At 42.5% G+C, this 23,664-nt stretch carries 35 protein-coding genes and 1 pseudogene; 9 read left to right on the top strand and 27 right to left on the bottom strand.

Going from position 1 to position 23,664, the window contains the following annotated elements; all coding sequences use genetic code 11:
• Nucleotides 1–33: 33 nt before the first annotated feature.
• From ACJMKR_RS03165 to ACJMKR_RS03275, 23 genes are all read right to left on the bottom strand, one after another.
• Nucleotides 34–378 carry a helix-turn-helix domain-containing protein gene (locus ACJMKR_RS03165; RefSeq protein WP_423063739.1) on the bottom strand — a complete coding sequence of 115 codons (345 nt, stop codon included), beginning with the start codon at nt 376–378 and terminating at the stop codon, nt 34–36.
• A complete protein-coding gene (locus ACJMKR_RS03170) occupies nt 378–779 on the bottom strand; it encodes a hypothetical protein (RefSeq protein ID WP_423063740.1) in 402 nt (133 codons plus the stop codon). The genes ACJMKR_RS03165 and ACJMKR_RS03170 overlap by 1 nt, the downstream gene beginning before the upstream one ends.
• Nucleotides 780–849: 70 nt before the next feature.
• A complete protein-coding gene (locus ACJMKR_RS03175; RefSeq protein WP_423063741.1) occupies nt 850–975 on the bottom strand; it encodes a hypothetical protein in 126 nt (41 codons plus the stop codon).
• 72 nt (nt 976–1,047) lie between these two features.
• Complete coding sequence (locus ACJMKR_RS03180; protein ID WP_423063742.1) at nt 1,048–1,332, bottom strand: helix-turn-helix domain-containing protein; 285 nt, start codon at nt 1,330–1,332, stop codon at nt 1,048–1,050.
• A gap of 13 nt (nt 1,333–1,345) precedes the next feature.
• Nucleotides 1,346–1,798 (bottom strand): hypothetical protein, encoded by a 453-nt coding sequence (locus tag ACJMKR_RS03185; protein ID WP_423063743.1) that lies wholly within the window; start codon nt 1,796–1,798, stop codon nt 1,346–1,348.
• A gap of 54 nt (nt 1,799–1,852) precedes the next feature.
• A complete protein-coding gene (locus ACJMKR_RS03190) occupies nt 1,853–2,386 on the bottom strand; it encodes a hypothetical protein (RefSeq protein ID WP_423063744.1) in 534 nt (177 codons plus the stop codon).
• A 444-nt stretch (nt 2,387–2,830) separates the two neighbouring features.
• Nucleotides 2,831–3,316, bottom strand: a complete 486-nt coding sequence (locus ACJMKR_RS03195) for a hypothetical protein (protein ID WP_423063745.1) — start codon at nt 3,314–3,316, stop codon at nt 2,831–2,833.
• Nucleotides 3,317–3,333: 17 nt separating this feature from the next.
• On the bottom strand, nt 3,334–4,203 hold the full coding sequence (locus ACJMKR_RS03200) for a hypothetical protein (RefSeq protein ID WP_423063746.1): 870 nt from the start codon (nt 4,201–4,203) through the stop codon (nt 3,334–3,336).
• 26 nt (nt 4,204–4,229) lie between these two features.
• A complete protein-coding gene (locus tag ACJMKR_RS03205; RefSeq protein ID WP_423063747.1) occupies nt 4,230–5,132 on the bottom strand; it encodes a YqaJ viral recombinase family protein in 903 nt (300 codons plus the stop codon).
• 12 nt (nt 5,133–5,144) lie between these two features.
• Nucleotides 5,145–5,270 (bottom strand): hypothetical protein, encoded by a 126-nt coding sequence (locus tag ACJMKR_RS03210; RefSeq protein ID WP_423063748.1) that lies wholly within the window; start codon nt 5,268–5,270, stop codon nt 5,145–5,147.
• Nucleotides 5,248–5,463, bottom strand: coding sequence for a carbon storage regulator CsrA (csrA, locus tag ACJMKR_RS03215; protein ID WP_423063749.1), 216 nt, complete (start codon nt 5,461–5,463; stop codon nt 5,248–5,250). Before csrA ends, ACJMKR_RS03210 begins: the two co-directional genes overlap by 23 nt.
• Before the next feature lie 10 nt (nt 5,464–5,473).
• Nucleotides 5,474–5,953, bottom strand: coding sequence for a hypothetical protein (locus ACJMKR_RS03220; RefSeq protein WP_423063750.1), 480 nt, complete (start codon nt 5,951–5,953; stop codon nt 5,474–5,476).
• A 72-nt stretch (nt 5,954–6,025) separates the two neighbouring features.
• On the bottom strand, nt 6,026–6,187 hold the full coding sequence (locus ACJMKR_RS03225; RefSeq protein WP_423063751.1) for a hypothetical protein: 162 nt from the start codon (nt 6,185–6,187) through the stop codon (nt 6,026–6,028).
• A 25-nt stretch (nt 6,188–6,212) separates the two neighbouring features.
• Complete coding sequence (locus ACJMKR_RS03230) at nt 6,213–6,458, bottom strand: hypothetical protein (RefSeq protein WP_423063752.1); 246 nt, start codon at nt 6,456–6,458, stop codon at nt 6,213–6,215.
• Nucleotides 6,459–6,478: 20 nt separating this feature from the next.
• Nucleotides 6,479–8,017, bottom strand: a complete 1,539-nt coding sequence (locus ACJMKR_RS03235) for a transposase (RefSeq protein WP_423063753.1) — start codon at nt 8,015–8,017, stop codon at nt 6,479–6,481.
• A 99-nt stretch (nt 8,018–8,116) separates the two neighbouring features.
• Nucleotides 8,117–9,142 (bottom strand): hypothetical protein, encoded by a 1,026-nt coding sequence (locus tag ACJMKR_RS03240; RefSeq protein WP_423063754.1) that lies wholly within the window; start codon nt 9,140–9,142, stop codon nt 8,117–8,119.
• Nucleotides 9,120–9,584, bottom strand: coding sequence for a hypothetical protein (locus tag ACJMKR_RS03245; protein ID WP_423063755.1), 465 nt, complete (start codon nt 9,582–9,584; stop codon nt 9,120–9,122). The genes ACJMKR_RS03240 and ACJMKR_RS03245 overlap by 23 nt, the downstream gene beginning before the upstream one ends.
• Before the next feature lie 19 nt (nt 9,585–9,603).
• Nucleotides 9,604–10,320, bottom strand: coding sequence for a hypothetical protein (locus tag ACJMKR_RS03250; protein WP_423063756.1), 717 nt, complete (start codon nt 10,318–10,320; stop codon nt 9,604–9,606).
• Between the two features lie 46 nt (nt 10,321–10,366).
• The gene (locus ACJMKR_RS03255) at nt 10,367–11,233 is read right to left on the bottom strand and encodes a hypothetical protein (protein ID WP_423063757.1); all 867 of its coding nucleotides are present in this window, start codon (nt 11,231–11,233) and stop codon (nt 10,367–10,369) included.
• The gene (locus ACJMKR_RS03260; RefSeq protein WP_423063758.1) at nt 11,214–11,348 is read right to left on the bottom strand and encodes a hypothetical protein; all 135 of its coding nucleotides are present in this window, start codon (nt 11,346–11,348) and stop codon (nt 11,214–11,216) included. Before ACJMKR_RS03260 ends, ACJMKR_RS03255 begins: the two co-directional genes overlap by 20 nt.
• 98 nt (nt 11,349–11,446) lie before the next feature.
• Entirely contained in the window at nt 11,447–11,629 is a 183-nt protein-coding gene (locus ACJMKR_RS03265; RefSeq protein ID WP_423063759.1) for a hypothetical protein, read from the bottom strand.
• Nucleotides 11,630–11,798: 169 nt separating this feature from the next.
• The gene (locus ACJMKR_RS03270; protein ID WP_423063760.1) at nt 11,799–12,074 is read right to left on the bottom strand and encodes a hypothetical protein; all 276 of its coding nucleotides are present in this window, start codon (nt 12,072–12,074) and stop codon (nt 11,799–11,801) included.
• Between the two features lie 426 nt (nt 12,075–12,500).
• Nucleotides 12,501–12,791: a hypothetical protein gene (locus ACJMKR_RS03275; RefSeq protein WP_423063761.1), complete on the bottom strand. Its 291-nt coding sequence runs from the start codon at nt 12,789–12,791 to the stop codon at nt 12,501–12,503.
• A 699-nt stretch (nt 12,792–13,490) separates the two neighbouring features.
• Here ACJMKR_RS03275 and ACJMKR_RS03280 point away from each other — a divergent pair.
• Nucleotides 13,491–14,189, top strand: a complete 699-nt coding sequence (locus ACJMKR_RS03280; RefSeq protein ID WP_423063762.1) for a helix-turn-helix domain-containing protein — start codon at nt 13,491–13,493, stop codon at nt 14,187–14,189.
• A 1-nt stretch (nt 14,190) separates the two neighbouring features.
• Here ACJMKR_RS03280 and ACJMKR_RS03285 read toward each other — a convergent pair whose 3' ends face one another.
• Together ACJMKR_RS03285 and ACJMKR_RS03290 are read right to left on the bottom strand one after the other, a co-directional pair.
• Nucleotides 14,191–14,526 (bottom strand): hypothetical protein, encoded by a 336-nt coding sequence (locus ACJMKR_RS03285; RefSeq protein ID WP_423063763.1) that lies wholly within the window; start codon nt 14,524–14,526, stop codon nt 14,191–14,193.
• Between the two features lie 363 nt (nt 14,527–14,889).
• Complete coding sequence (locus tag ACJMKR_RS03290) at nt 14,890–15,552, bottom strand: DUF4145 domain-containing protein (protein WP_423063764.1); 663 nt, start codon at nt 15,550–15,552, stop codon at nt 14,890–14,892.
• A gap of 58 nt (nt 15,553–15,610) precedes the next feature.
• Here ACJMKR_RS03290 and ACJMKR_RS03295 point away from each other — a divergent pair, with 58 nt between their 5' ends.
• From ACJMKR_RS03295 to ACJMKR_RS03315, 5 genes and pseudogenes are all read left to right on the top strand, one after another.
• Nucleotides 15,611–15,859, top strand: coding sequence for a hypothetical protein (locus ACJMKR_RS03295; protein WP_423063765.1), 249 nt, complete (start codon nt 15,611–15,613; stop codon nt 15,857–15,859).
• An 11-nt stretch (nt 15,860–15,870) separates the two neighbouring features.
• Nucleotides 15,871–16,428 (top strand): ankyrin repeat domain-containing protein, encoded by a 558-nt coding sequence (locus ACJMKR_RS03300; protein WP_423063766.1) that lies wholly within the window; start codon nt 15,871–15,873, stop codon nt 16,426–16,428.
• A 2-nt stretch (nt 16,429–16,430) separates the two neighbouring features.
• Nucleotides 16,431–16,907 carry a hypothetical protein gene (locus tag ACJMKR_RS03305; protein WP_423063767.1) on the top strand — a complete coding sequence of 159 codons (477 nt, stop codon included), beginning with the start codon at nt 16,431–16,433 and terminating at the stop codon, nt 16,905–16,907.
• A gap of 179 nt (nt 16,908–17,086) precedes the next feature.
• Nucleotides 17,087–18,625, top strand: a complete 1,539-nt coding sequence (locus ACJMKR_RS03310) for a transposase (RefSeq protein ID WP_423062352.1) — start codon at nt 17,087–17,089, stop codon at nt 18,623–18,625.
• A 114-nt stretch (nt 18,626–18,739) separates the two neighbouring features.
• Nucleotides 18,740–19,177, top strand: a pseudogene (locus ACJMKR_RS03315) (ABC transporter transmembrane domain-containing protein); the annotation flags it as partial.
• Nucleotides 19,178–19,213: 36 nt separating this feature from the next.
• On the opposite strand, the gene ACJMKR_RS03320 reads toward ACJMKR_RS03315, so the two are convergent.
• The gene (locus ACJMKR_RS03320; RefSeq protein ID WP_423064283.1) at nt 19,214–19,375 is read right to left on the bottom strand and encodes a hypothetical protein; all 162 of its coding nucleotides are present in this window, start codon (nt 19,373–19,375) and stop codon (nt 19,214–19,216) included.
• Nucleotides 19,376–19,519: 144 nt separating this feature from the next.
• Between ACJMKR_RS03320 and ACJMKR_RS03325 the strand changes: the two genes are divergently transcribed.
• Genes ACJMKR_RS03325 through ACJMKR_RS03335 form a run of 3 tightly spaced genes read left to right on the top strand, consistent with a single transcriptional unit; the run spans nt 19,520 to nt 21,895 of the window.
• Nucleotides 19,520–20,533: an ATP-binding cassette domain-containing protein gene (locus ACJMKR_RS03325; RefSeq protein WP_423063768.1), complete on the top strand. Its 1,014-nt coding sequence runs from the start codon at nt 19,520–19,522 to the stop codon at nt 20,531–20,533.
• Nucleotides 20,530–21,249: a biotin/lipoyl-binding protein gene (locus tag ACJMKR_RS03330; protein ID WP_423063769.1), complete on the top strand. Its 720-nt coding sequence runs from the start codon at nt 20,530–20,532 to the stop codon at nt 21,247–21,249. The genes ACJMKR_RS03325 and ACJMKR_RS03330 overlap by 4 nt, the downstream gene beginning before the upstream one ends.
• 52 nt (nt 21,250–21,301) lie before the next feature.
• The gene (locus tag ACJMKR_RS03335; RefSeq protein WP_423063770.1) at nt 21,302–21,895 is read left to right on the top strand and encodes an HlyD family efflux transporter periplasmic adaptor subunit; all 594 of its coding nucleotides are present in this window, start codon (nt 21,302–21,304) and stop codon (nt 21,893–21,895) included.
• A gap of 9 nt (nt 21,896–21,904) precedes the next feature.
• Here the strand turns inward: ACJMKR_RS03335 and ACJMKR_RS03340 are convergent, their stop codons facing one another.
• Complete coding sequence (locus tag ACJMKR_RS03340; protein WP_423064175.1) at nt 21,905–23,314, bottom strand: amino acid permease; 1,410 nt, start codon at nt 23,312–23,314, stop codon at nt 21,905–21,907.
• Nucleotides 23,315–23,664: the final 350 nt, after the last annotated feature.

The following is a 23,664-nucleotide window of genomic DNA, read 5'->3' on the forward strand; positions in this document are numbered from 1 at the left end:
CACCAAGCTTTTCTTGTTTCCAAAGCCTTTCTTTTAATTTATCTTCGTATTCTTGAGCTTGGACTTTATTGTTTGTTCCAGTTGATTTTCTAATTCTCTGGCCGTTATGAGAGAAGTTTGTATAATAGGTTTTGCTGCCTTTTCTTCGTTTGACCGACATAATTTTGCTGCCTCATTATATTTGCCTTTGATTTTTTGAATTTGTACTTTTAGCCTGTGACTTTCTGCGCGCATCCAGTCATAAATATCTTCCTGAATGAAAACCCAAGACCGTCCAGGTTTTAATGCAGGAATACTGCCATTCTTGGCTTTTTCAACAACGGTTTTACGTTTTAATTTTAATAAATCGGCTACTTCATCGGCTGTCAGCGTTTCCATCACTCAGCATCCTTGCAACAGTTGATAAAATTGATATTAAAGGGTTGTGCGCTATTTTCCTCATGAATAATAGCGCCAATCAATCGTGGAAATTGTGCGCGTGGTATAGCAACACCCTGAACCCATCGCATATAACGATAGATAGTATCAATATAAGACCGCGTATCATTTTCGGTAGGAGGCGCCCAGCGTGAAATGATGTCATCAATAGTCGTTAAATGATATTTTTCTCGATAGATTTCCAGAATCTTAAAAATAGCCCGTATGCCATACTCCACCGACACAAACTGGCAAAAGTCAGGGTCGGTTTGGTCTTCTGCTAATCCCAGCCAGGGTTCACCGTGACGGATATTGCCAGGGTTGTTATTTCGAAAGCCTCTTGCTTCATTGTTCAGGTTCATTTTAAGTTCTCCTCATGCTAGTTAGCTGGGGCACCATCGCTAGACAACGCCCCAAGGCTTAAAATTATTTTTATTGCGCACAAGTTTTTACTTCCGATGCGCGCCATGGAGAGCGAAGCGAAGGCGCGTATTCCGCGGTAGGCTCGGATTTTTTGCCGAGCGTAAGCGACTGCAAAAAATCTTTACGAGCCGTCAAGTCATTTGAGAGCCCGTGCGTAGTCGAGCCGTGAGGTCGCGGAGCGCGGGCGACGAGGACGTCCGCGGCTATTTAAGTTGTCGCGTATTGCGAGTCGATTATTGACAGGGATGGCAATAATCTATCACGAGCATCGCGACACGCTTGAATCAATTCATAGCGCGCATACCAAACAGTACGTCCCATTTTATTTGTGTAGCTCTCTTTTGTAGTTCGGATGCTGTAACCTCCGTCACGCAAATCTTTAATCCGAGCAGCCAAACGATAAATGCCATAATGCAGCATCGCCTCTCTGGCCGTAATGGGCCGTTTCTGCAAATGCTTTAAAATGATTTTATTTTGACTGTTACAACTCATCGTGATTTCTCCTCTACTGAGAAACGGATTTCATTAACGTTTCAAAAAACGGTCGTGCAAATTCCCGCACTTTTAATCGAAAATAATAATCGGGCTCTTTCAATGCCTCTTTGACGGTGTTATAAAATGTAAACGCCATCTCATCGGGGATGCCCATTTCTTTTTTCAATAACGCATCGTAAACGTCTCGGTTGAACCGGTAATCCTCGATGTCCTTATAAGCGAGCAGATAACCCCATATCTTTGCATGTTGATCATCCAAGCAGGTGTGCTTAAACACATCGCGCCAATCGTAGAGGACGGTCACGTTTTCAATGCTGATGGTTTTGTCTTGATTCGTGAGCGTCATACAAAAAGCTGCATCTAGCGCATAGGCTATTTGTTCATCCGCGTTAAACTCACTCGTTACCGATAATGTTGCGTGCGTGATACTCATATGCTCAATTAACAACTCGTCCTGTTTCATGGGAGTCCTCCTTAATTTTTTATAAAAGCCATCCGTGGCTCTGATATCCATCAATTAAAACGAAACGCTCATTTTTACATTCGCGCCGTTATGCCCGTTACTGGGTTGCCACGCAAATGCACCACCGATGCTAAAGCGTTTCCCAATAGGCACATTCAGTCCCACCTGCATCGCTTCTTTTTGTTTTTGAAAGAAGTTATCGAACTCGACATAGGGGATGACACCTTTGAACACATACGCATTCATGCCCACGTCATACCCGACGAGTGATAGCCACTGTTTATTGTTAGTCGGTACGCGGTTATAATTGACCTCAGCATACGGACGGATATAGCCAGCGCTGTCCGTAATGCCAGCAGTCGCACCGTAACTCCAGCGGCTGTGATCATAGCGTGTCGTGTTGACGGAGGTGTAGAGATTGGGGTTTAGGTTGTACTGCACACCAAACTCATAACCTAAATCGAGATTGCTAATAGTCGTAGGAATCTCGGGATTGAGGGTTAACACTTCCGTCTTCACATTCCAGTGCTGAAACGCCAAAGCGTTCAGACTGATGCCCAATAGGGCAATGGGTAAATATTTTTTCATGTTGATTTCTCCTGTGTTTTTGTTAGCATTAAATCGTTCTATTCAGTGTTATCCCTGTTCTGAGCCATCTTTTTAGGCGGCTCTTTTTTAGCATTTAAAAGTTCGTCGTTTTGACGTTCCTATTCCTTCATCGCGACATTTTTGTAACCTGCCTTTTGTAATCGCTAAATGTTCTTGCAATATTTCCCTTTCTTGCGGCGGTAGCTGACAGTGCTCAAGAGCGCGCAGAATTGTTTTTTCAGACATTCGATATCGCCAATAATCGAGCCGACCGGATAACCAAAGCAAAAATTTCTGTATAAAAATGCTTCCTAAAAGTATTCGAAAAATGATTTTTGTCTTTTTCACCACATTCATCCTATTTAAAAAAGTGCGACAACAACGTTATCAGTCATCGAACCCCAGATATTGAGGTTCAAATGCGCCGCAGTCGCACTAACCGGTTTAAAATGGAATGTCATCATTCATTCCTTCATCACTCGGTGCTGGTGCAGGTCCGACACTTTGTGTTGCTGTTGCGGCAGGCTTTGCATCTACAGCAGTAGCGGCATCGGCTGCAATATAATCTTTAATACCTATGCGATCTTTATAATTAGGATTTTTAGATTTCTGCCACTCAAGTTCACAGTGACCTTTTTTATTGTCATAGTTCGCCGCATACGTTTCGCCTCGCTCATAGACTTCGGGTTCACCGACCGCATCCCAAAAGTGTTTGAGCTTATAAGCCACTCTCGAATCAGGAACGAGATAATCCGTAACAAATCCAACTGCACCGGTAGCATCGGTGACCTCGAGCTTCAACTTAAACATCTCGTTTCCTGCTCCTGAAACTTCCTCAGACACTTCTTTGACAAGAAAGGTGGCTGGGCCTTCTTCAAGTTTTCGTTTCAAATCATCCAGTTCTTCTTCGGTATAGACACGGTGTTGCATTTTATTGTCTCCTGTAGTTAAGCGGCTTTCGCCATGGTGTTAGCTGAGGAATCTTTCGCTTTCAGCTCATCGACCAATGCTTGCGCGCGGTCAACGGGCTTTTCTGCTGGCGTTGATTCGACTGTTTTTTCCGGATATTTTTTATCAATCCAATTGAGACAGCCTTGGGTTTGCTCTGCATTGAGCTCATTAATGCTGCTGACATGAGCGGCATCTATCCAGCGCTGCACGACTGAGTCATGAATACAATGGAGCTTAATAAGTTGCTGTAATCGCGCATTAGCCTTGCTCTCGTTGGGTGTAACAGGCTCAACAGATTCGTCAATATAAGTTGCTTCAATCACAGGGCTTGCGTCTGCTGTTGATGCAACATTTTTAATGGGGCGGTAATCTTCAACTTCTTCGCGTGTTTTTATGCCTCGTAAAAAGTCCGCGAACACATCTCGAATAGCAAAGCCCCGTGCTCGCATTTTCAGCATACGTTCAGGATACTTTGCCCATACATTTTTGCCCCAAAGATCGGCACGTTTAGCATCCTCTACGCTGAAAGCTTGGGTATGAGCAGGCCTGTTTTTACGTTTAAGTACACAAGTGGCTACGCCATTTTTATAGGTTTCTTTAATATACTCGAACTCAGGATGACCCATAATGACAGCAAGCAAACTGTCACCGTACATACAAAAACGCCCGTTAATAAAGGCGATCTCTTGGACAGCGTGAATAGAGCTTAATCCTAATTGGGCTCCATGCATCATGGCAAAAAATACCTTGTCTGCTTTTCCTCGAAAATTGTTAGGGACAAATTCTGTTTCTGCCAGCATTTTGGCGATCTCCATCGCTTCTGAACAATTCCGTGGATGGTAAACTTGCATTAAATTGTTATTCATGTTTTTCTTCCTTCTATCCTTATACGTTATTTCGCGCAAAATACCCGAGTGGATTCACGCCTGGATTGATACTGCTTAAATAAATCGGGATTCGTTTTTTTGAGCGCTTGACTATCAAAATAAGCAGCGCCTTTGCGCTCCCGATAGGTAGCGAGTGTTACGCCTTCTGAATCGACTAAGCGTTCATGACCTTCCATGAAAACAACTAAGCGATCTTTAAGTTTGTCTTCCTCTTCTTTGAGTGCTTTATTTTGTGCCTTTATAGCTTTATAACGCTCAAGTGCTTGTTGAGCTTCGCTGTCAGCAACCTTGGCTTCCCACTGAAGGGATTTATACAATCGTTTGCAGTCTTCTGCATTGATAGGTTCTGGTGGCATACGCTTAAGTACAAAATCATTCCAAAACCTCACAGCACGGTCTTCAATAATCGCCTCTAACTCAGCATTGCGTTGATACGTATAAATCACATGTTCGCAAATTTCGCGAAAAAAGACCGCGACATCCACTTTTTCGGCATCAGCAATACTGGCATAATGCGCGACTTGGAACAGGTAGGCCTCAGGAATCTCATTCGTACCAGGCTCACCCCAAAGAGGAGAGCGTGACGCCGTTTTGCATTCAATAATAATGTTACTGTTTTTGACTTTGCCGTCGATATTGGCAAAAAGGAAATCGTATTGGGGATGGTAGAGCGTATCGCAATCACTTAGGATTTCGCAGTGTTGACTTTGCTCATAGTGCCGAATAATAATCGGTTCAAAATCCTGTCCAAACTGCATGAATGCATTAGACTCATCAACAATAGCGTCACTTGTTTTTTCCTCGTACACATCAAGTGGTGTTTTGTAGCGAGAAAATCCTAAAATGGCACCAATATCCGTACCCCCTAAACCGTTTTTTCGTTGTTTTTTTTGTGCTTCGGTCAGCATGATGAATCTCCTTTATGCCTGATGAATAATCCCAATAAACTGATGGGCTATTTTTTTAATATCACGGCGATAGCGAAACCACCGCGTCCATGGGTATTCTTTTTTTAACCGCTGTTCAGCAGTTACCTGATCTTTCATAAAGCGTTCCATTTTCTTTTTTCTCCTGATTTTTTAAGTAAATCTCTTCTCGGTGCACAGGGATATCCCTAGGGGCACTAATGCCTAACCGGACATAACATCCATAATGATGTTGTTCGACATCCAGCACGGTGACCGTGACTTCATCGCCTATTTTTATTCGTTCACCGATTCGTCGGCCTAGAATTAGCATCTGTCTCTCCTTAGGCGGCCAAGCGCTCTTTGTGGTATTCGATGGCCGCGTCTGCTGCGCGCTCTTTTTGGATTTCGCTATCTGCATCGAGTGCTTCATCAATGGCATTGCGCGCAGCAGCAATATCGTCTTCGAGTTCGCCGATCTTGTGGCGCAAACTCTCTACCTCAGGAATATCTGCATAGGCTGTCATTCCGTCCATGCGTTGATAGGTGTTTTGGACAGCGTTCCACAATAAATCCAAGAGCTTGTGGCCATCATTCTCAATATCAAAATCGACTTTTGCTCGCGTTAACTGAAATAACAGTTTGGATGGCGAGTTGAATTTTTCTTGAAGCAGTCGAATGCGCTGATGCAAAAAATAAATCTCAAAAGCCATGCGCGCATCCGATGCGCGCCATGGAGAGCGAAGCGAAGGCGCGTATTCCGCGGTAGGCTCGGATTTTTTGCCGAGCGTAAGCGACTGCAAAAAATCTTTACGAGCCGTCAAGTCATTTGAGAGCCCGTGCGTAGTCGAGCCGTGAGGTCGCGGAGCGCGGGCGACGAGGACGTCCGCGGCTATTTAAGTTGTCGCGTATTGCGAGTCGATTATTGACAGGGATGGCAATAATCTATCACGAGCATCGCGACACGCTTGGGCATCTTCTGTTTGGTTATAATGATCAAAAATAGCTTGTGAATTACTACTGTCGTAGGCTTCTACTAATGTGAATGAATCTTTCATGGTTGTCTCCTTATCATTAAATTGGTTACAGTATTCGTTTTTTATCAGCATCATTGATGCCGTTATCTTTGTGCCCATGCATACACACTTCTTTATGCCGCTGTAATACCACCCCTGCATACGTCACCTTGCGTTCTATGTCGAAGTATGTGTCGTAATCTTTTGCGGACAGCGCAATGCGTTTTGGTCTAACGCCCGAATCACTTTCAAACCGTGCAATATATTGGACTTTGGATAAATAAAATCCCTTGCCAGTTAGGACAATAATCAAAAAATGTGAGTTTCTAAATCTTAAGCTGTTTTTTGCAGCAATTCGTAGAATTTCTCAGGTGTAAAATTTATTTTATCCAACCATGATTTTACTATCCCAATCAAATCCTCTATTTTTTCAGGGTCTGAGTTTTGCGTCTTTTCTTCAGTCCTCTGAATCGTTTTAATTTTTGAGTTGCTATTTTTGAAAATAGCAGGATGTCGCGTGCGTTTCCGCTGCGTATCACCTTTGGTTCTGCCTTGCGGATTACCGCGTGGTTTGCAGAGATTAGCAGGCGTGCCAACGGTATCAAGCACCGTAGAAAAACCCCGTTGCGTTTGTGAAGGGGTCGCAGTTATTGATGGTTTTTCGTTATCCACTTGGAAGCTCGGCAAATACCGCTCCCATTTTTTCGGTAAAATCGGGGCAAGATTCCTCGCTAGATAAAGTTGCGTATACGCTAATGCTGTCATCCGCCACCAATCTTCTTCGTGCTTAACATCCGGTGTTTGGTATCGGTCAAATAACAGTTTGTCTTTACCAAAACGAAAGTAGTGTTCAATGTCATAGCGTCTATCGTAATAGTGATACGCTTCTAATGCTGTGATTTCATTACGTCGTTCACCAGCGAGTCCTAACCAGAGTGGATTTTTATATAAAGATTTACCGTTAGCATCAACCGCAACCAATTGCACAACAGTAACAGGATGCTCATATCCTTTAAATTGCTTTGAACCACGCAGTAATTGGTCACGCCATATTTTAATCTCCAATTGGTAAGTTTTGCCACTGCGGGTTGTAATGGGTTGCTGCACAATCTCATCGGATTCACGGTGAGTCGTGCTGTCGTTTAGTTTCATCGCATCACCATAGCGTTTTATACTTCCTGAGGTATTATCTTCTATTGATGCGGGCGCGAAAACATTACGGGTACTGTTAAAACGGAAAAGATGTACCCAATTGGGATTTTCGCTAACCAGTTTACGGCAAGCTTCTGTACCATATTTTGAATCAGCCACGCTAACCACCAATTTATGAGTAAGCGCTAAGTCTGCAATACAACGGTTAATTTGCTGCATCCCAACTACATTGCCTTTTTCATCGCTTTTAACGCGCCTCGTATCCAGTGGAACTAACCAATGCTTTTCTTGAGCTGCACCATCATTGGGCAATAGTGATACCGTTGAATATTCATGTCCAATGGTAATCGGTTTGTTACCCGGTGCTGGATTAGGGCTGTAAACCACATGGCGATCTTCAACACAGTGTGCACTTTGACGCGACTGTGGTGTCGTATCCGCAATAATGATCACACGGTCATCGCTATGACTCACATGTTCATATTGTATTTTCATCATGCTATCCCAACAATTTGCTACCGACAAACCATCGCTAATCGCATCGGTAATACTACTGTATTCACGTTCAAAGTATGGCGATTCACATAATTCTATGGGTGTTTTGCAGCGATGGCCATGGCTTGAAAGGGCATCGAGTAAATTCATATTGGCATCGCGTCGCGCGGGGAAGATGTTGTAGAGGAATGTACGGAATTGTTTTAGTTTTTCTGTCGCTAACATCGTTTGTTCCTTATTTTATTTTTTCGAACAAACGTTGTTTACAACGTAAAATTTTTTTTCGGTTTCTATGTCAAGCAATTTTTAATTATTTTTATAAATTTATCCAAAGTCCAAATCATTGTAATGCTTGGACGTTTCTGCCGTGTCAACAGTAATAAACACCGCTTCAATCTTCGGCTCTTCTTCCAAACACAAAAACCACTCGGATTTAAATAATCCACCACCAGCAGGCTGCGGGTTTTGTTGGTACTGCGCCGCAAATTCATAGGGCGCTGTTTTTTGCAAGTTCGTCAAGACCGAACGGCATTGAAATTGCGGCCACAGCGGGTTGCAATGCTCATCTAACGCCGGCAAAACCACTTGATCCCAGTGTTCACCATCAAAGCGCGAGCGTCCGGTTTTAGCAGAAACCGACAATAATCGTCCCGCCAAGTCATCTTCATGCGTGCGCTGACCAATAAACACAATCGGTGTATCCATCGAATTTAACCGGCTTCTTAACGTATTCATGTACCATTTATTCGCAGATTCTCGAATCGTTTCACTCGCCGCATCACCCGGTTTAATAATATCGTCAATCACAATAGCACCACCAAAGCGATTGACGTTTTTTAGGCCAGCCCCAGTGCCAGTAATCCCACCCTCAGCACCCACACCAAACACACGACCTTGTGCCGTCGTTTTAAAATCAGATTTCGATTTAGTATCGTCACGCAGTTTCACCCCAAATAATCGCTTAAATTTCTCATGCGTAATGATCTCTTTTACTTCTCCCGTGTACCGCGTCGCTAAATCCGCACCATACGATACATACAAAAACTGACAATCCGGGTAGCGCGCTAAGCACCACGCCATCCAATTCACCACCATTTCTGTTTTGCCATAACGTGGCGGAATATTGATAATCAGGCGTTTGATTTTGCCATCAAAAACCTGAGTCAATGCTTTCGCAATCGTAATGTGGTGCGATTCCCGCCCTTCAGGATCGCTAAATTCAAAGCACTTACCATGACGTTGATAAAAAAAATAGCGCAAAAACTTGCTGTAACTTCCCAGCAAATCACATTTAAACCGCATCAGCGCATCCAGCTTCGATTGCAACTCAGTAGGCTTTTTTGCTGTCATTCAGCATCTCCTCATCGATACCACTCAGCTCAATGGTCTGCTTCACGTCTTGCTTGATTTCTTGTTTATCACGCCAGCCAAAGCGGTTCTTCATGTTCATGTACCACAGCGCACAATTGAAATCCTTTTTATCCAAACCTTCCCGTCCAGCTTTTTCCCACGCACCTTGTGCAAACCATTTCCCTTTTTTTATGGCCTTACAAAAGTCTGGTTTATAATATTTTGAGCTTGGGTCTTGCCAACGATGCAGTGTTAAATAATCAATATTCAGGTCCAAAGAAACTTCAGCTAGCGATTTTCCCTCTCTCATGAATTCAAGCACCAGGCCACACATTTCTGGGCTGTACTTCGTCGGCCGCCCCATCGTCTTCTGCGTCGCTTTTTTCGCTTTCTTTGCTTTCTGCACTACCTTCGCTTTTTTCTGGGTCAATTGTTTTGTCATTGATTGCTGCCCTCATTGCTCACGCACATTGTTTTGCGCTAACGTCGCCATCGTCCGCACGGTCCAACCAGTTCATATTTTTCTGTGACAGCGTCGAACCTTTACTGCGCACAATGGCCAACTTTGCACGCAATCCATCCGCTGCTGAAAATCGCTGATACACCGGTGAATGTTGAAGCTGCGTCACTTTTTTATTTACCTCCATTTGCATAGAATTAACATCCTTTTCATCGCTTTCTTTTTCTGTCTTCGCTTTATTGTCTCCAGTGATGAGTCGTTCGGCCCTAATCTCAGGCTGCAATAAACGCTCACCACGAAGATATTTTTCTTTTTGTGACTCGTAGTGGCCTGAAAAACGTTTTCGCCCCTCATAAGCGCTCGCTTGCTTTTTTAGCCAATACAAATCACACGCGTGTGCTGTTGGGTACACAATCGGATGAAAATCCCAGTCGCATTTAATCGCCGCGTTATAACATTCATCCATCGCAGGTATGCTGCGCTCCTTCATGCGCAACGGAAATCCGCGAAACTGTAACGGATTCGGCGGAAAATCTGTATGCGCTTTATTCCAGTCCGACTGCAAATACATCATCGCTAATGTGATTTCTTCAAATGTCATCTTCGAAATAATCTCTAACCAAGTTTGTTTTAACAACGCTTGCGCCTTTTCACCACATTGCAACGAAGTCCATGAGCGTCCGTACAAGCAACTAAATTTCAAAAAAATGTGCTCCACCGTTTTTATCGTCCCGTAAGTACCGGGCGACTTCTTGCCTATTGTGTCAGAACAACGGTTCGTTGCGCTCGTAGAACTCAACACCTTGTCGCATAATGCGCTCGTAATTGCTTTCGGTTCGCTGTAGTCCATGTTTCATACCTCCTGTTGCTAAGTGGCTCAATACAAGCTTGTCTGCCTGCGCTATAAAGTTTTCAATCTTGTCAGCATTTCGAAAAATCAATCCTAAACCGTCATACACTTCATTGCGGTCGTTCTGGCCCATGTGAAATGCCGATTTAGAACAACCCGTGATCGCTTGTTTTAATTCGTCTTCAGTGAAGTTGAGTTTTAACCCTTTGCGAATATCACGCTTGCGCTTGTCATCCAGCTTTGCTCTGGGATGGTTCATAATGGCTTTCCAGTGCTCGAATATTCTTGTGATGACCGCAGCATCAGGATTAGATTTTCGTTGCTTCTGGGTGCTTGGTTGTGCGTTTAATTGTGCGTGTGGTTTTTGTTCTGTCTCCTCATGAGAATTATCCACAGGTAAGCTTTCATCGAATTTGACATTATTATTATTTAATCCTTTAGTATTAAATATATTACCGGATACCGGAGGTATGTCGGTTTTTGCATTTTTACCCGTGTCGCCTTTTTCAGAAAAAATATCACAACCTGCTGTTTCAGAATTACTTTTATCAAAACACAATGTGTCGCCTTTTTCCGAACAAAATGTGTCGGCTTTTTTCTGGACACACTCATCCGTAGACGCTAAACAGCACACCAAAACAAGATGATCCCTATCAATTTCTTGTAAAATTTTCACAATACCCCATTTCTCTAAACGCTTTATCATCCGTCTTAATTGCTGACGACCGTACCGGCTTGTTTTTTCTCCTGGGTGAGGCTCTTCATAAATTTCTTCCGACAATTGCTGATACGAACGATGCGCGCCATGGAGAGCGAAGCGAAGGCGCGTATTCCGCGGTAGGCTCGGATTTTTTGCCGAGCGTAAGCGACTGCAAAAAATCTTTACGAGCCGTCAAGTCATTTGAGAGCCCGTGCGTAGTCGAGCCGTGAGGTCGCGGAGCGCGGGCGACGAGGACGTCCGCGGCTATTTAAGTTGTCGCGTATTGCGAGTCGATTATTGACAGGGATGGCAATAATCTATCACGAGCATCGCGACACGCTTGATCTTGCGTTTAACGCCTACAATGCCTGTTTTAAAATCCATGTAGGGTCGAATACCAAACGCATATAAGGCTTTGTACACACTTCGTTTGCCGTACAAGGCCGCTTTTTCTTCACTGTTTAATTTCCATTCCACCCTTAATCCTCACTCACTTCCCCAAATAACCGAACATGCACATGCCCATTTGGAAAGCGCTTCACCACCCCAATTGTGTAGTTCACACCATCGTTATGGTTCACCATTTTCTTCCCGACCATCCAACGCTGGTAAATCGTATTCGCTGCGCCATGTACTCTAAGCGAATTCATCGTTTAACACCCTCCCAACAAACTGGCGGGAGCCCAAGGCCTCTGGCATAATAATTTCCCAAACAAACACCTATGCCATTGGAGGCTCCCTTGGACACGATAAAGCTGTTCTTTAGGTCTCTCGTAGACATGATCAGACTATTGCTTAAATTTCTTGTTTCAATTGTCTTAGGGTTATTAGAAATTCGCACAGAAGGAGGAAGAATACCCTTAAGAGAAATTGCTTCATTTTTTGTGAACTGGGCTATTGCATTAATAGTTGTTTTTTTCATATTTGTCACACCTCTTGTTTTTCGCTATCTGCCTGATTCATTCTTTGTTCTTAAGGCATTCCTTTTCCTTTTTCAAAAATAAATAAATTTTCCCTGCCTTTTCTATTTAAAATCTATTAAAAACGACTATCCACACGCTCATTAGAATTAATTGGATCGCTAGGATTAACAAAATATTGGCCTGGGTGTACCCGCCATATAGCATTTGACCTATGTGCTTAATTGCATCCAACGCATATAATGTTGACGTACTTTCAACACAACTGATCGCCAGAAGAATACAGCCAACCATCGAAAACAAGCAAAAACATGTAAAAAATCCTTTTAGGAAAGCAGGCATTTCTAATCACTCTCAATTATATTTATCCAACAACACCACCCAAACACCCATCAGGATGAACTGAGCGGCTAGAATTAATAAAACGTTCATTTAGAACCTTCTGTTAAATTAACCGCCTTCCTTAACGCCTCTATCATCTCCAATCGAGATAGCTTATGCGCCAAATAATCAAAATCCTTTTTTAGCATTTTGAATTGAGCCGTTATAGCCGACAGCTTCCACGAGATGACAAGGAAAGTTGTATAAGAATCTTCCTTGTTGAAAAGCTCCTGGAATTTAGTTAACTTCTCATCTAAAAATGTGGAGTGAGGTGAATGGTTTATTATTCTATCAATCTCATCACTACAGCGATTCATTTTTGTTAGGGATTTAGGCATGACAAACTCTCCTTTTTTAATTCAACTGAGCCTGAGCTGTGATTAATCGCATGGTAGATGCATGCTTTTTCAACGAATGATGGCTTATCAAATTTTTTAAACAGAAGATTCAATGAGACAGCTACGATTAAAAATATCATTAAAGGCGTGAGGTCAAGAAGGCAATCTCTCATCTCGTCTCTCCCAAGCCGCAAAAGCCTACGGGCACTAGAAAAGCTAAACCCCGCACCGCCGAGCTTACCCAAAGCCCAATGACGCGATAGTTGGGCTTAAGCCTTAGCAACTGGGCTGGCAGTAGCGCCTGAGCTCTGTTCGAAATCTGACGCAACCGTAGGAAAGAGGCTCTTGCCCCTCCAGACGGCAAGCTTCCAGCGCGCTTACTGGGATTCAAACCATAAATAGGATAAGATTGCTGCCTGCTCATGTTTTGGGTAAAATGTGAGCATGTTTGTGGGAAATATCTTACAAATATAAACGAAGAAGGCGCTACGTTTAAAAAACCTTTATTATTTATTAGCTCTGTTTATGAAAATAGTAGGGACATTTATTTCCATATCTGATGAATTCCTTTAAAAATTCTTGGGAGAAAGCATATGGCGGGAATAATTTTATAACTAAAAGTTATGATTTGCAACAGGGAAATTAGAATGAAAGTTAATTTTTTTATAACTATAATGATAATAAAGGATTTTTTTTGGTATGAAACAATTTGCTGATAGGTTGAATTATCTTTTAGATGTCAATGGATTCCCTCGCAAAGGAAAGGGGCGGCATAATGCATTGGCTCAAATGTTTCAGGTTTCACAAATCGCTGTTCGCAAATGGTTAGAGGGTGAAGGCAAGCCAAAAACTTCAAGAATAATTGAGATGGCAAATAGATTTAATGCCAATATAGATTGGCTGCTTTCAGGAAAAGGAGATCCATTTTTCCCAACAAGACTGTCTGAAGCGAACCATAATAATAAACAGAGCAGCACAAATAAGACGCTCTCTATTAGATGGGTGCCAATTATTGAATGGGCTTCTGTCAGAGATGGCGCCTCTATGAATCCACCTCCAACTGAAGAGTTTGGTTATATTCCAGTTCCGCTCAACAAATGCTCCGCAAATAGCTATGCTTTAAAAATTAAAGGTGAATCAATGATTGCCTCTTCAGGAGCAGAGCGCTCGTTTTTGCCAAATCAGATTATTGTCGTTGACCCTAATAAACGTGCCAAATGTGGAGATTATGTTATCGCCACGATAGATCATGGTAATGAAGCTGTTTTTAAGCAATTTGTAATTGAAGACTCTATATTGTATTTGAAGCCACTGAATCCCAGATACCCACTTATAAAAATAAAAGGCAGCATAGAAATAATAGCAGCTGTAGTTTATCAACTAGATGATAATTTTTAAGCTACTTGAAAAATATATACTTAATTAGACATCCGGCTATTACAAGTAGAAGCGGAGTAATAATTCTCCACAGCAATTTGCGAATAAACATAATTTCAGCTTTCAATTCTGTTCGTGAACTCCTAATATCAGCCTTAATATTATGCTCAAACGTCTGCATCTCTTTTTTTAATTCAGAAACATCATTCTTTGAGCACTCCTTCGCTTCTTCTATATTATGAGCCAAGTCCCGTAATACGGAATCAAGTCGATCAAAGTTCTTCATAAAATGAATGTTGTCTCGTTTCACTTCAGCTATAGAGACATCCAAATTTTCAATATTTTCATGTTTAGACATGCCGTCCTCGCTCAACACAGAGTGTCATTTGAGTTTAGCACCAGAAAATCGAATGGACAATAAAAACCCAAAAAAAAACCATCAAAACAGGTTATATTTAAATTGACATTATTATAACTTTTAGTTAGAATTTTATTCGTGACAAAAAACACCCAAAACGGCGAGGCAAGAACCGACCAATTACTTAACAACCTCCACTGAGGCAGAGGATTACTGGGAAGACTACGACAGCGCAGAGCTGTAGTGTCTAGGAATCAAACAACTGGAATAGGAATTTGGAATATGGAATCTTTAGCTAAGCGCAACGCAACCATTAACGTGACTCCTTGGATATCAAAATGTCATATAGAGGTTCTTAATCAATCAGGTTTTAGCGGCTTCCTCAGTAATAAAGCAAGACGCATCATCGCTGTCAGCTATTCCCTCATTTGCGGCATTTGTTCTGGCTTTTCTGCTAAGCTCAATTTCTTTGGGAAGCTCATACATATATCTCAAAAACAATGCAGTGAATTCTTTTGCCTGGCGCACTTGTTCTGTTTTATTTTCGGCTTGTTCAATTTTTATTGCTTCATGGGTTGCGTCATTTCCCAAAAGCCGAATTTCACTAATCCAGTCTTTGATTGTCTCTGGAATAACGTGCTCTTCATGCAACTGATAAATTCTTTCCACAAGCTTTCCTTTTATGTGGGGAAATTTTTCATTAATTGTCTCATTAAGTACAGTGCGACACCCCGAGATAATCAGAAACGCCGCTGTGGTGTTCAGCACCCCAAGATAGAGCTGCCTTATTTTATCAGGAACATGGTTAGGAACATCCCCTTCATACTTCTTTGGATAGAGTTGTACATCAGTCGAAGAGTCGTCGCTCATATAGCGATCAAGCTCAACCGTAACCGCTTCTTCATCATTTTCCGGTCCCCACTGATTGTAACTATCAAACGGTATGACCCCACAAATAGGATTGTTACATTTATTGCATTTGCAGAGCATGCCTATTTTGTAATCAGATATTTGATAGGTTTTCAAGACAAGGCAACCCACACGTTGAGTCAGGCAATGTGGGCAATTTAAGGAGACTGTACTCATGACTAATAATTCCTTTTCAGATCCAATCCACCGCTACATTTGCGAAATATATGAAATTTTTCAAAGCTATCCAGGCGACAGTGATTCAACAATGACGGCCTTGAGGAAGCTTTATAACACATTAACTCCAGAACAAAAAGAGCCATTTATATCAGCATTGATTTCACAATTAGCGCATACCAACCACTTATTGGACATTCAAGCTAATACGTTAAACAGAATTAGCTTGATGGCAAAACAACCATAAGGAACAGGAATATGGAAAACGCAACCGAAAATAAAAATGAAGCTCTAATAGACGCCGCTAAGCGTGGCCACCTCGAATATGTGAATTCTCTCATCGAGAACGGTGCTGATATTCATGCCGATGATGATTATGCGCTGAGATGGGCTGCCTATAGCGGTCATCTCGACGTGGTGAAGTATCTCGTTGATAACGGCTCTGATATTCATGCTTACGATGATTATGCGCTGAGATGGGCTGCTGAAAACGGCTATCTCGACGTTGTGAAATATCTCATCGAGAACGGTGCTGATATTCATGCTTGGGATGATTGTGCGCTGGCATGGGCTGCTGCAATCGGTCATCTCGATGTCGTGAAATATCTCGTCGAGAACGGTGCTGATATTCATGCCGATGATGATTGCGCGCTGGAATGGGCTGCTGAAAACGGCAATATCGACGTGGTGAAATATCTCGTCGAGAACGGCGCTGATATTCATGCCGATGATGATTATGCGCTGAGATTGGCTGCTCGAAATGGTCATTTTGAGGTGGCGAAGTATCTCACTGCACTGGTGAGTGAAAAGGAGTAATCATGCCAGCAACACTAAAAAACATCATTGACCGCATTCATAGCAGACTGGAATACGAGCGCACGGCTTATCCCGATGTAGAGAAAACGTATTTAAAAATCCACCCCAGTGATTACACCGAATATGTAAAGCACGAGGGTCATGCAGATTTTTATTTTACATACACAGAGGGTGCAAAAACGCGCAAAGTGATTATCTCTCTCTATCCGCTGGGTCAATGCGCTGCAATGAATATGGCGGCCCCTTATTACAAACGGTTGCGACAGATTACGAGCGAAGCAACAGTGCATGATGCAAAGAAAACCACGATTGCGCTGGGCGATATAAAAAACATGCTGGATGACAGTATTCATGCGATTGACCGCATGAGTGGTGACTATCCCAGGGAATTATTGCTGCACATGCGCGATTACGCTTCGTACGTTAACACAACCGGAAAAACAACATATCGCGGCATTACGTTGCAACAATATATATAGAGGAAAACAACATGCCAAAGCGTGACCCACTTAAGAATATGAAAGCAATGCTAGATCGCTATATTTTGGACTTTGGATAAATTTATAAAAATAATTAAAAATTGCTTGACATAGAAACCGAAAAAAAATTTTACGTTGTAAACAACGTTTGTTCGAAAAAATAAAATAAGGAACAAACGATGTTAGCGACAGAAAAACTAAAACAATTCCGTACATTCCTCTACAACATCTTCCCCGCGCGACGCGATGCCAATATGAATTTACTCGATGCCCTTTCAAGCCATGGCCATCGCTGCAAAACACCCATAGAATTATGTGAATCGCCATACTTTGAACGTGAATACAGTAGTATTACCGATGCGATTAGCGATGGTTTGTCGGTAGCAAATTGTTGGGATAGCATGATGAAAATACAATATGAACATGTGAGTCATAGCGATGACCGTGTGATCATTATTGCGGATACGACACCACAGTCGCGTCAAAGTGCACACTGTGTTGAAGATCGCCATGTGGTTTACAGCCCTAATCCAGCACCGGGTAACAAACCGATTACCATTGGACATGAATATTCAACGGTATCACTATTGCCCAATGATGGTGCAGCTCAAGAAAAGCATTGGTTAGTTCCACTGGATACGAGGCGCGTTAAAAGCGATGAAAAAGGCAATGTAGTTGGGATGCAGCAAATTAACCGTTGTATTGCAGACTTAGCGCTTACTCATAAATTGGTGGTTAGCGTGGCTGATTCAAAATATGGTACAGAAGCTTGCCGTAAACTGGTTAGCGAAAATCCCAATTGGGTACATCTTTTCCGTTTTAACAGTACCCGTAATGTTTTCGCGCCCGCATCAATAGAAGATAATACCTCAGGAAGTATAAAACGCTATGGTGATGCGATGAAACTAAACGACAGCACGACTCACCGTGAATCCGATGAGATTGTGCAGCAACCCATTACAACCCGCAGTGGCAAAACTTACCAATTGGAGATTAAAATATGGCGTGACCAATTACTGCGTGGTTCAAAGCAATTTAAAGGATATGAGCATCCTGTTACTGTTGTGCAATTGGTTGCGGTTGATGCTAACGGTAAATCTTTATATAAAAATCCACTCTGGTTAGGACTCGCTGGTGAACGACGTAATGAAATCACAGCATTAGAAGCGTATCACTATTACGATAGACGCTATGACATTGAACACTACTTTCGTTTTGGTAAAGACAAACTGTTATTTGACCGATACCAAACACCGGATGTTAAGCACGAAGAAGATTGGTGGCGGATGACAGCATTAGCGTATACGCAACTTTATCTAGCGAGGAATCTTGCCCCGATTTTACCGAAAAAATGGGAGCGGTATTTGCCGAGCTTCCAAGTGGATAACGAAAAACCATCAATAACTGCGACCCCTTCACAAACGCAACGGGGTTTTTCTACGGTGCTTGATACCGTTGGCACGCCTGCTAATCTCTGCAAACCACGCGGTAATCCGCAAGGCAGAACCAAAGGTGATACGCAGGGGAAACGCACGCGACATCCTGCTATTTTCAAAAATAGCAACTCAAAAATTAAAACGATTCAGAGGACTGAAGAAAAGACGCAAAACTCAGACCCTGAAAAAATAGAGGATTTGATTGGGATAGTAAAATCATGGTTGGATAAAATAAATTTTACACCTGAGCAATTCTACGAATTGCTGCAAAAAACAGCTTAAGATTTAGAAACTCACATTTTTTGATTATTGTCCTAACTGGCAAGGGATTTTATTTATCCAAAGTCCAATATTATGTTTGTGTATAATTTTGTTATCAAGGCAAACTCTGTCAGCATGTTACTCCAATTTTTTGTTGGAGCAGCCATAGCGCTAATTGGATTTTCAATATTATCTAAACTTCGAACAAAGCAGTTATCGATTGTAGGCGCACGTTTAGATCGAGTTGTGGGCGATCAGATTTTTCAACGCTTGTTGTACTTATCACCCAGTTACATTGAATCGGCAAGTGTTGGCTCTCAGGTGGCAAGACTAAAAGATTTTTCTCGCTTACGGGAATACGTGACGGGGCAACTCATGACAACTTCGTTCGAAATCCCTTTTATACTGACTGGCATAGTCATTATTGCATTGTTGGGTGGACTGCTTGTCTTCATTCCTCTCATTGCGATTGCATTTTATGTATTTATGGTTTTTTTCATGTATCGTGAGTTGCGAAGACGGCTTTTCGAATCAGGAAGGAAGGGTGCTAAAGAACAAGAGTTTGTCCTAGAAGCGGTGAAAAAATTACGAGCGCTTAAATATACGGCATCATTGGAAACGTGGGAAAAGAGACAGCGCGATCTTTCTGCAGACGCAACCTTTGACAGCCGATGCGCGCCATGGAGAGCGAAGCGAAGGCGCGTATTCCGCGGTAGGCTCGGATTTTTTGCCGAGCGTAAGCGACTGCAAAAAATCTTTACGAGCCGTCAAGTCATTTGAGAGCCCGTGCGTAGTCGAGCCGTGAGGTCGCGGAGCGCGGGCGACGAGGACGTCCGCGGCTATTTAAGTTGTCGCGTATTGCGAGTCGATTATTGACAGGGATGGCAATAATCTATCACGAGCATCGCGACACGCTTGTTTAGGAATGTGATTTTGTCTGGGGTGAATAGTGCTATTTCTGATTTTGTCACCATTGCAACGGGAATGTTGGTGCTCGGATTTGGTGCGGTTCGCATCATCGATGGAACATTAAGCGTTGGCGCAATGCTGGCGATTATGATATTGAGTTGGCGAATTTTGGCACCCATAAAAACTGTTTTTAATATGTATCCTCGCGTCATACAAATGGGCAACAGCTTGCGACAAATTACGAAACTCATGCGTATTAAGTCGGAAGTAAAATCAACCGATTTAGGTAGATCGAGATTATTTGGGTTGCGAGGTGAGATTACTTTTAGGCAGGTGAGTTTACGGTATCCCAATGCTTATCAGCCTGCATTAATTGGTGTCGATTTCAATGTAAAACCGGGTGAGCAGGTTGCCATCACGGGTCGTAATGGATCAGGAAAATCCAGTATTTTTAAACTTCTGTTACGAATGTGCCAACAACAAATGGGATCTGTTTTAATTGATCAGCAAGATATCCGACAGTTTAACGAAATTGAATTACGCAGTGTGATTGGTTACCTCCCGCAAGTACCAGAACTATTTTATGGAACGATTGCCGATAATATCCGCCTTTCAAGTCCAGGCGCTACCGATGAAGACGTTGAAAAGGTCGCAGCGAGAGTAGGAATTCTTGACACGATTCGTACGCTTCCCAAAGGAATACACGCGCATATTCGTGATTTCAGTACAGAGAAGCTCTCTGTTGGTTTTCAACGTAGCCTATGTTTGGCGCGTGCTTTGCTTAAACAAGCGCCTATTTTATTGTTAGATGAACCCACGAGTGGACTGGATGAAAAAGCTAATGAGAACTTGCTTCATATATTGGAAAACCTTCGTGGAAAAATCACGGTATTAATCGTAACCTACCGGCCTTCTTATATGAAACTTATGGACAAGGTTTTGGTGCTGGATGACGGGCGATTAATTTTGCAAGGTCCACCCAATCAGGTTATGCCTGAAATTATTAAGGAGATCGTATGAACTTGTTTAAGCGCTACAGGCAGCTTAAGAGAATGTCTACAACGGCATTGTTAGAGGAATCTCCACAATTGCCGTTGATTTTTTGGGGTGTTATTGTCATCTCAACGATTATTCTACTCCTGATTTTATGGGCTTCATTTGCAACTATCCAAGAGACAGCAATTACCTACGGTGAAGTGGTGCCTATGGGTCATGAGCAAAAAGTACAGCATCTTGAGGGAGGAATCGTTCAGCAAGTGTTTGTTAGCAATGGTGATGAAGTTAAAAAAGGACAGTTGCTTATTAAAATGGATGAGGCAGCCAGTAAAGCAGAGCTTGAAAAAGCGCGAAGCCAAGAGATTGCTTTAACTTTAAATAAAGAGCGATTAGAAGCCTATTTAGAAAAAAAACCTGCGAATCTCTTAAAATGGAGTCAAGCCGTTATTCGGTCAAAATATAATACCGTTGATCGGAGTGAGGAAATTAAAGAACTGCTTGAAGAGGAAAAAGCATTATTGGCATCGCAAAACGAAAAACGTCAAAATCAAGAAAGTATTTTAAAGGATCAGCTCACGCAGGAACAAGAGCAATTGAAGAAGTTTGAACATCAATTACAAGTGTGGGATCAGCACTTAAAATTATTGACGGAAGAATTAGAAATATTTAAGAAACTAAAAAGAGAGCAATATGTATCACATCGAGGATATTTAACAATATTAAGGGAGCTTAATAGATAGCGCGAAAGGTGAGCGGGCACGCCTGCTTTCTGAGATTACTCGAATAAAAGAAGTGATTATTGAATACCAGCACAAAATGGGAGAGTTAGATGCAACGTTAAATGCAGACGCCCAAAAAGAATTAGGTGAGACCACGGATAAATTACTAGTATTGCGTCATCAAATTGAAATACTTGAAAACGCTTTAAAACACAGCGATGTGCGTTCGCCGGTAGACGGAATTGTGAAAGGCTTGCGAGTCCATCCTGGAAACGTGATTCAGCCAGCGGGAGTTCTAGTTGAAATTGTACCGCTAAATCAAGAAATGATTGTTGAAACGCGCATACAGCCACGAGATATTGGACACGTTAAAGTAGGTGATGAAGTGGTGGTTAAGCCATTGACATATCGCTATTCTCGGTACGGTAGCTTGAAGGGCGAACTGATTAAAATCTCTGCTTCAACGTTTCAGGATGAAAATAATATGCTCTACTATCAAGCGGAGATTAAACTGCATCAACAATACTTAATGCGGGGAACTGAAAAAAAACGATTGATTCCTGGCATGACCGTCGAGGCTGACATCCTGACGGGCCAGAAAACTTTAATGCAATATTTACTCACTCCTATCCGAGCATCAGGGTCGGGTGCTTTTCATGAACGCTGAGATAAAGGTTCAGGAAAATTCTCTTTGCAAAAGTTGGCGTTTGCGCGTACTCAGTTTATAAAAAATCAACGGCAACAGCACAAAAATCAAAACACCAGCGCCCAGCATAATTTCATATAGTTTTATGTTAGCAATTTTGATGGTTTCAGGTGGTATAAATCCAATGGCAATGGCGCCGATGCAAGCTACAATGCCAACACCACCCACCAGCCAAATTCCAATTTTACCGCCTGGAATGCGAAAGGCATTAGGATTCGGTTTGGTTTTATAGCGTAATTTGATTGCGGCTGCGAATAAAATAATATAAAAAATCAGCGCTAATTGTGCAGTTAAATCGCTTAAAATCCAATACGAGGTATTAAACGATTTGATCAATAAAAACATGCTACACAATAAAATGACGATGATGGCTTGTGCAATCAAAACAGCGACCGGTGCGCCGTATTTATTGCGTCGGCTGAATAGTGTTGGGGCGCAGCCATCCTCAGCAGCGACAACCAAACCTTTCGGCGGCCCAATTACCCAGGCAGCCATGCCGCCAAAACCACCCAAAATAATGATTAATATCACGAATGGCAATAGCCATTTCAACCCAAAGGCATTTAAGAAAATTGCAAAGGCCTGATCGAGTCCGCTCACGATGTTAAGCGAACTTTTGGGCACGACGATCGCAACGGCGGTCGAGGCTAATATCGACGTAATCACAATAATTAACGAAGAATAATACAATGCACGCGGATAATCGCGTTGCGGATTTTTTACTTCTTCTGCGTGCACCGCCGACATTTCCATGCCCATCAAACTAAAAAATATCACGACCAAAAACGCTAAGTTTGGAATTTGTGAAAAGTGCGGTAAGAAATTAGCAGCAGATGGGGTTAGTGCAAGTGGTTTTCCAGCCATAATCCAACCGATTCCTAAGGCAATAATAAATGCCATGGGGATGATCGTGCCGATCACCGCGCTGATTGAGCTAATTAAGCTCGATAATTTCATCCCACAACAATTGGCAATGGTGACGATGGTAAACGTGCCGATGATGAGTGGCAGCATGAACCATTTATCACCCGCCAAACTGGGGTCAATTAAATAAGCGATGTTTGCGCCGATAAATGACAAAATCGTCGGATACCAAAACACATTGTAAATCCATTGCAGCCAAATATTCACAAACCCCCATTGCGGTCCGAAGGCTTCGCGGACCCATACATAGGCGCCGCCGGTTTTTGGCCTGTGTGTGGCAAGCTCAGCGGTAATCAAAACGGATGGAATTAAAAATACGAGGGTCGCAATAATATAAAACAGTGGGATAGCAAGCCCAGTAGCCGCGTTGGTTGGCAGGTTGCGCAGACTATCGATCGCAATGACATTAATCATCGCCAGGCTGAAGACACTTAATACACGTTTTTTGTTTTTCATTAGATTCATTTCATTTCCATCTTGGTATTTGATGAGTTGGAGAGCTTTTTGGGCTCGCTTAAACGACAATGCCTACAATTTATTCTTCGCGAAAAAACGTAGGCTAGCTATGGAAATGATGATGAAGGTGGTTGTGGAACAACAAAAACGCAGCAACCCCTTGCTGTGTGGGTCTAGAGGATTTCAATGTGGTGCTGCTTTCATTCATGCCGAGTAACCTATTCAATAGAGAGGAAATATTATCTTGGCTACAATTTTCTGTCAACCCAAACCCTCTGTAACTGAAATTCTACACAAGGATTTTGCGGATTCCCCTTCCCATTCGAGGCGTAATCGCTTATCCTGTTGCC

This window comes from Candidiatus Paracoxiella cheracis, assembly GCF_049348705.1.
GTDB lineage: Bacteria > Pseudomonadota > Gammaproteobacteria > Coxiellales > Coxiellaceae > Paracoxiella > Paracoxiella cheracis.

Excerpts from the sequence above, each read along its gene's own strand:
- ACJMKR_RS03235 (WP_423063753.1), bottom strand. The coding sequence starts at position 8,017 with ATGTTAGCGACAGAAAAACTAAAACAATTCCGTACATTCCTCTACAAC.
- ACJMKR_RS03295 (WP_423063765.1), top strand. The coding sequence starts at position 15,611 with ATGACTAATAATTCCTTTTCAGATCCAATCCACCGCTACATTTGCGAA.
- ACJMKR_RS03165 (WP_423063739.1), bottom strand. The coding sequence starts at position 378 with ATGGAAACGCTGACAGCCGATGAAGTAGCCGATTTATTAAAATTAAAA.
- ACJMKR_RS03210 (WP_423063748.1), bottom strand. The coding sequence starts at position 5,270 with ATGAAAGATCAGGTAACTGCTGAACAGCGGTTAAAAAAAGAATACCCA.
- ACJMKR_RS03170 (WP_423063740.1), bottom strand. The coding sequence starts at position 779 with ATGAACCTGAACAATGAAGCAAGAGGCTTTCGAAATAACAACCCTGGC.
- ACJMKR_RS03185 (WP_423063743.1), bottom strand. The coding sequence starts at position 1,798 with ATGAAACAGGACGAGTTGTTAATTGAGCATATGAGTATCACGCACGCA.
- ACJMKR_RS03245 (WP_423063755.1), bottom strand. The coding sequence starts at position 9,584 with ATGACAAAACAATTGACCCAGAAAAAAGCGAAGGTAGTGCAGAAAGCA.
- ACJMKR_RS03205 (WP_423063747.1), bottom strand. The coding sequence starts at position 5,132 with ATGCTGACCGAAGCACAAAAAAAACAACGAAAAAACGGTTTAGGGGGT.
- ACJMKR_RS03280 (WP_423063762.1), top strand. The coding sequence starts at position 13,491 with ATGAAACAATTTGCTGATAGGTTGAATTATCTTTTAGATGTCAATGGA.
- ACJMKR_RS03305 (WP_423063767.1), top strand. The coding sequence starts at position 16,431 with ATGCCAGCAACACTAAAAAACATCATTGACCGCATTCATAGCAGACTG.
- ACJMKR_RS03330 (WP_423063769.1), top strand. The coding sequence starts at position 20,530 with ATGAACTTGTTTAAGCGCTACAGGCAGCTTAAGAGAATGTCTACAACG.
- ACJMKR_RS03195 (WP_423063745.1), bottom strand. The coding sequence starts at position 3,316 with ATGCAACACCGTGTCTATACCGAAGAAGAACTGGATGATTTGAAACGA.
- ACJMKR_RS03240 (WP_423063754.1), bottom strand. The coding sequence starts at position 9,142 with ATGACAGCAAAAAAGCCTACTGAGTTGCAATCGAAGCTGGATGCGCTG.
- ACJMKR_RS03285 (WP_423063763.1), bottom strand. The coding sequence starts at position 14,526 with ATGTCTAAACATGAAAATATTGAAAATTTGGATGTCTCTATAGCTGAA.
- ACJMKR_RS03270 (WP_423063760.1), bottom strand. The coding sequence starts at position 12,074 with ATGAAAAAAACAACTATTAATGCAATAGCCCAGTTCACAAAAAATGAA.
- ACJMKR_RS03310 (WP_423062352.1), top strand. The coding sequence starts at position 17,087 with ATGTTAGCGACAGAAAAACTAAAACAATTCCGTACATTCCTCTACAAC.
- ACJMKR_RS03200 (WP_423063746.1), bottom strand. The coding sequence starts at position 4,203 with ATGAATAACAATTTAATGCAAGTTTACCATCCACGGAATTGTTCAGAA.
- ACJMKR_RS03340 (WP_423064175.1), bottom strand. The coding sequence starts at position 23,314 with ATGAAAAACAAAAAACGTGTATTAAGTGTCTTCAGCCTGGCGATGATT.
- ACJMKR_RS03275 (WP_423063761.1), bottom strand. The coding sequence starts at position 12,791 with ATGCCTAAATCCCTAACAAAAATGAATCGCTGTAGTGATGAGATTGAT.
- ACJMKR_RS03225 (WP_423063751.1), bottom strand. The coding sequence starts at position 6,187 with ATGAAAGATTCATTCACATTAGTAGAAGCCTACGACAGTAGTAATTCA.
- ACJMKR_RS03300 (WP_423063766.1), top strand. The coding sequence starts at position 15,871 with ATGGAAAACGCAACCGAAAATAAAAATGAAGCTCTAATAGACGCCGCT.
- csrA (WP_423063749.1), bottom strand. The coding sequence starts at position 5,463 with ATGCTAATTCTAGGCCGACGAATCGGTGAACGAATAAAAATAGGCGAT.
- ACJMKR_RS03190 (WP_423063744.1), bottom strand. The coding sequence starts at position 2,386 with ATGAAAAAATATTTACCCATTGCCCTATTGGGCATCAGTCTGAACGCT.
- ACJMKR_RS03180 (WP_423063742.1), bottom strand. The coding sequence starts at position 1,332 with ATGAGTTGTAACAGTCAAAATAAAATCATTTTAAAGCATTTGCAGAAA.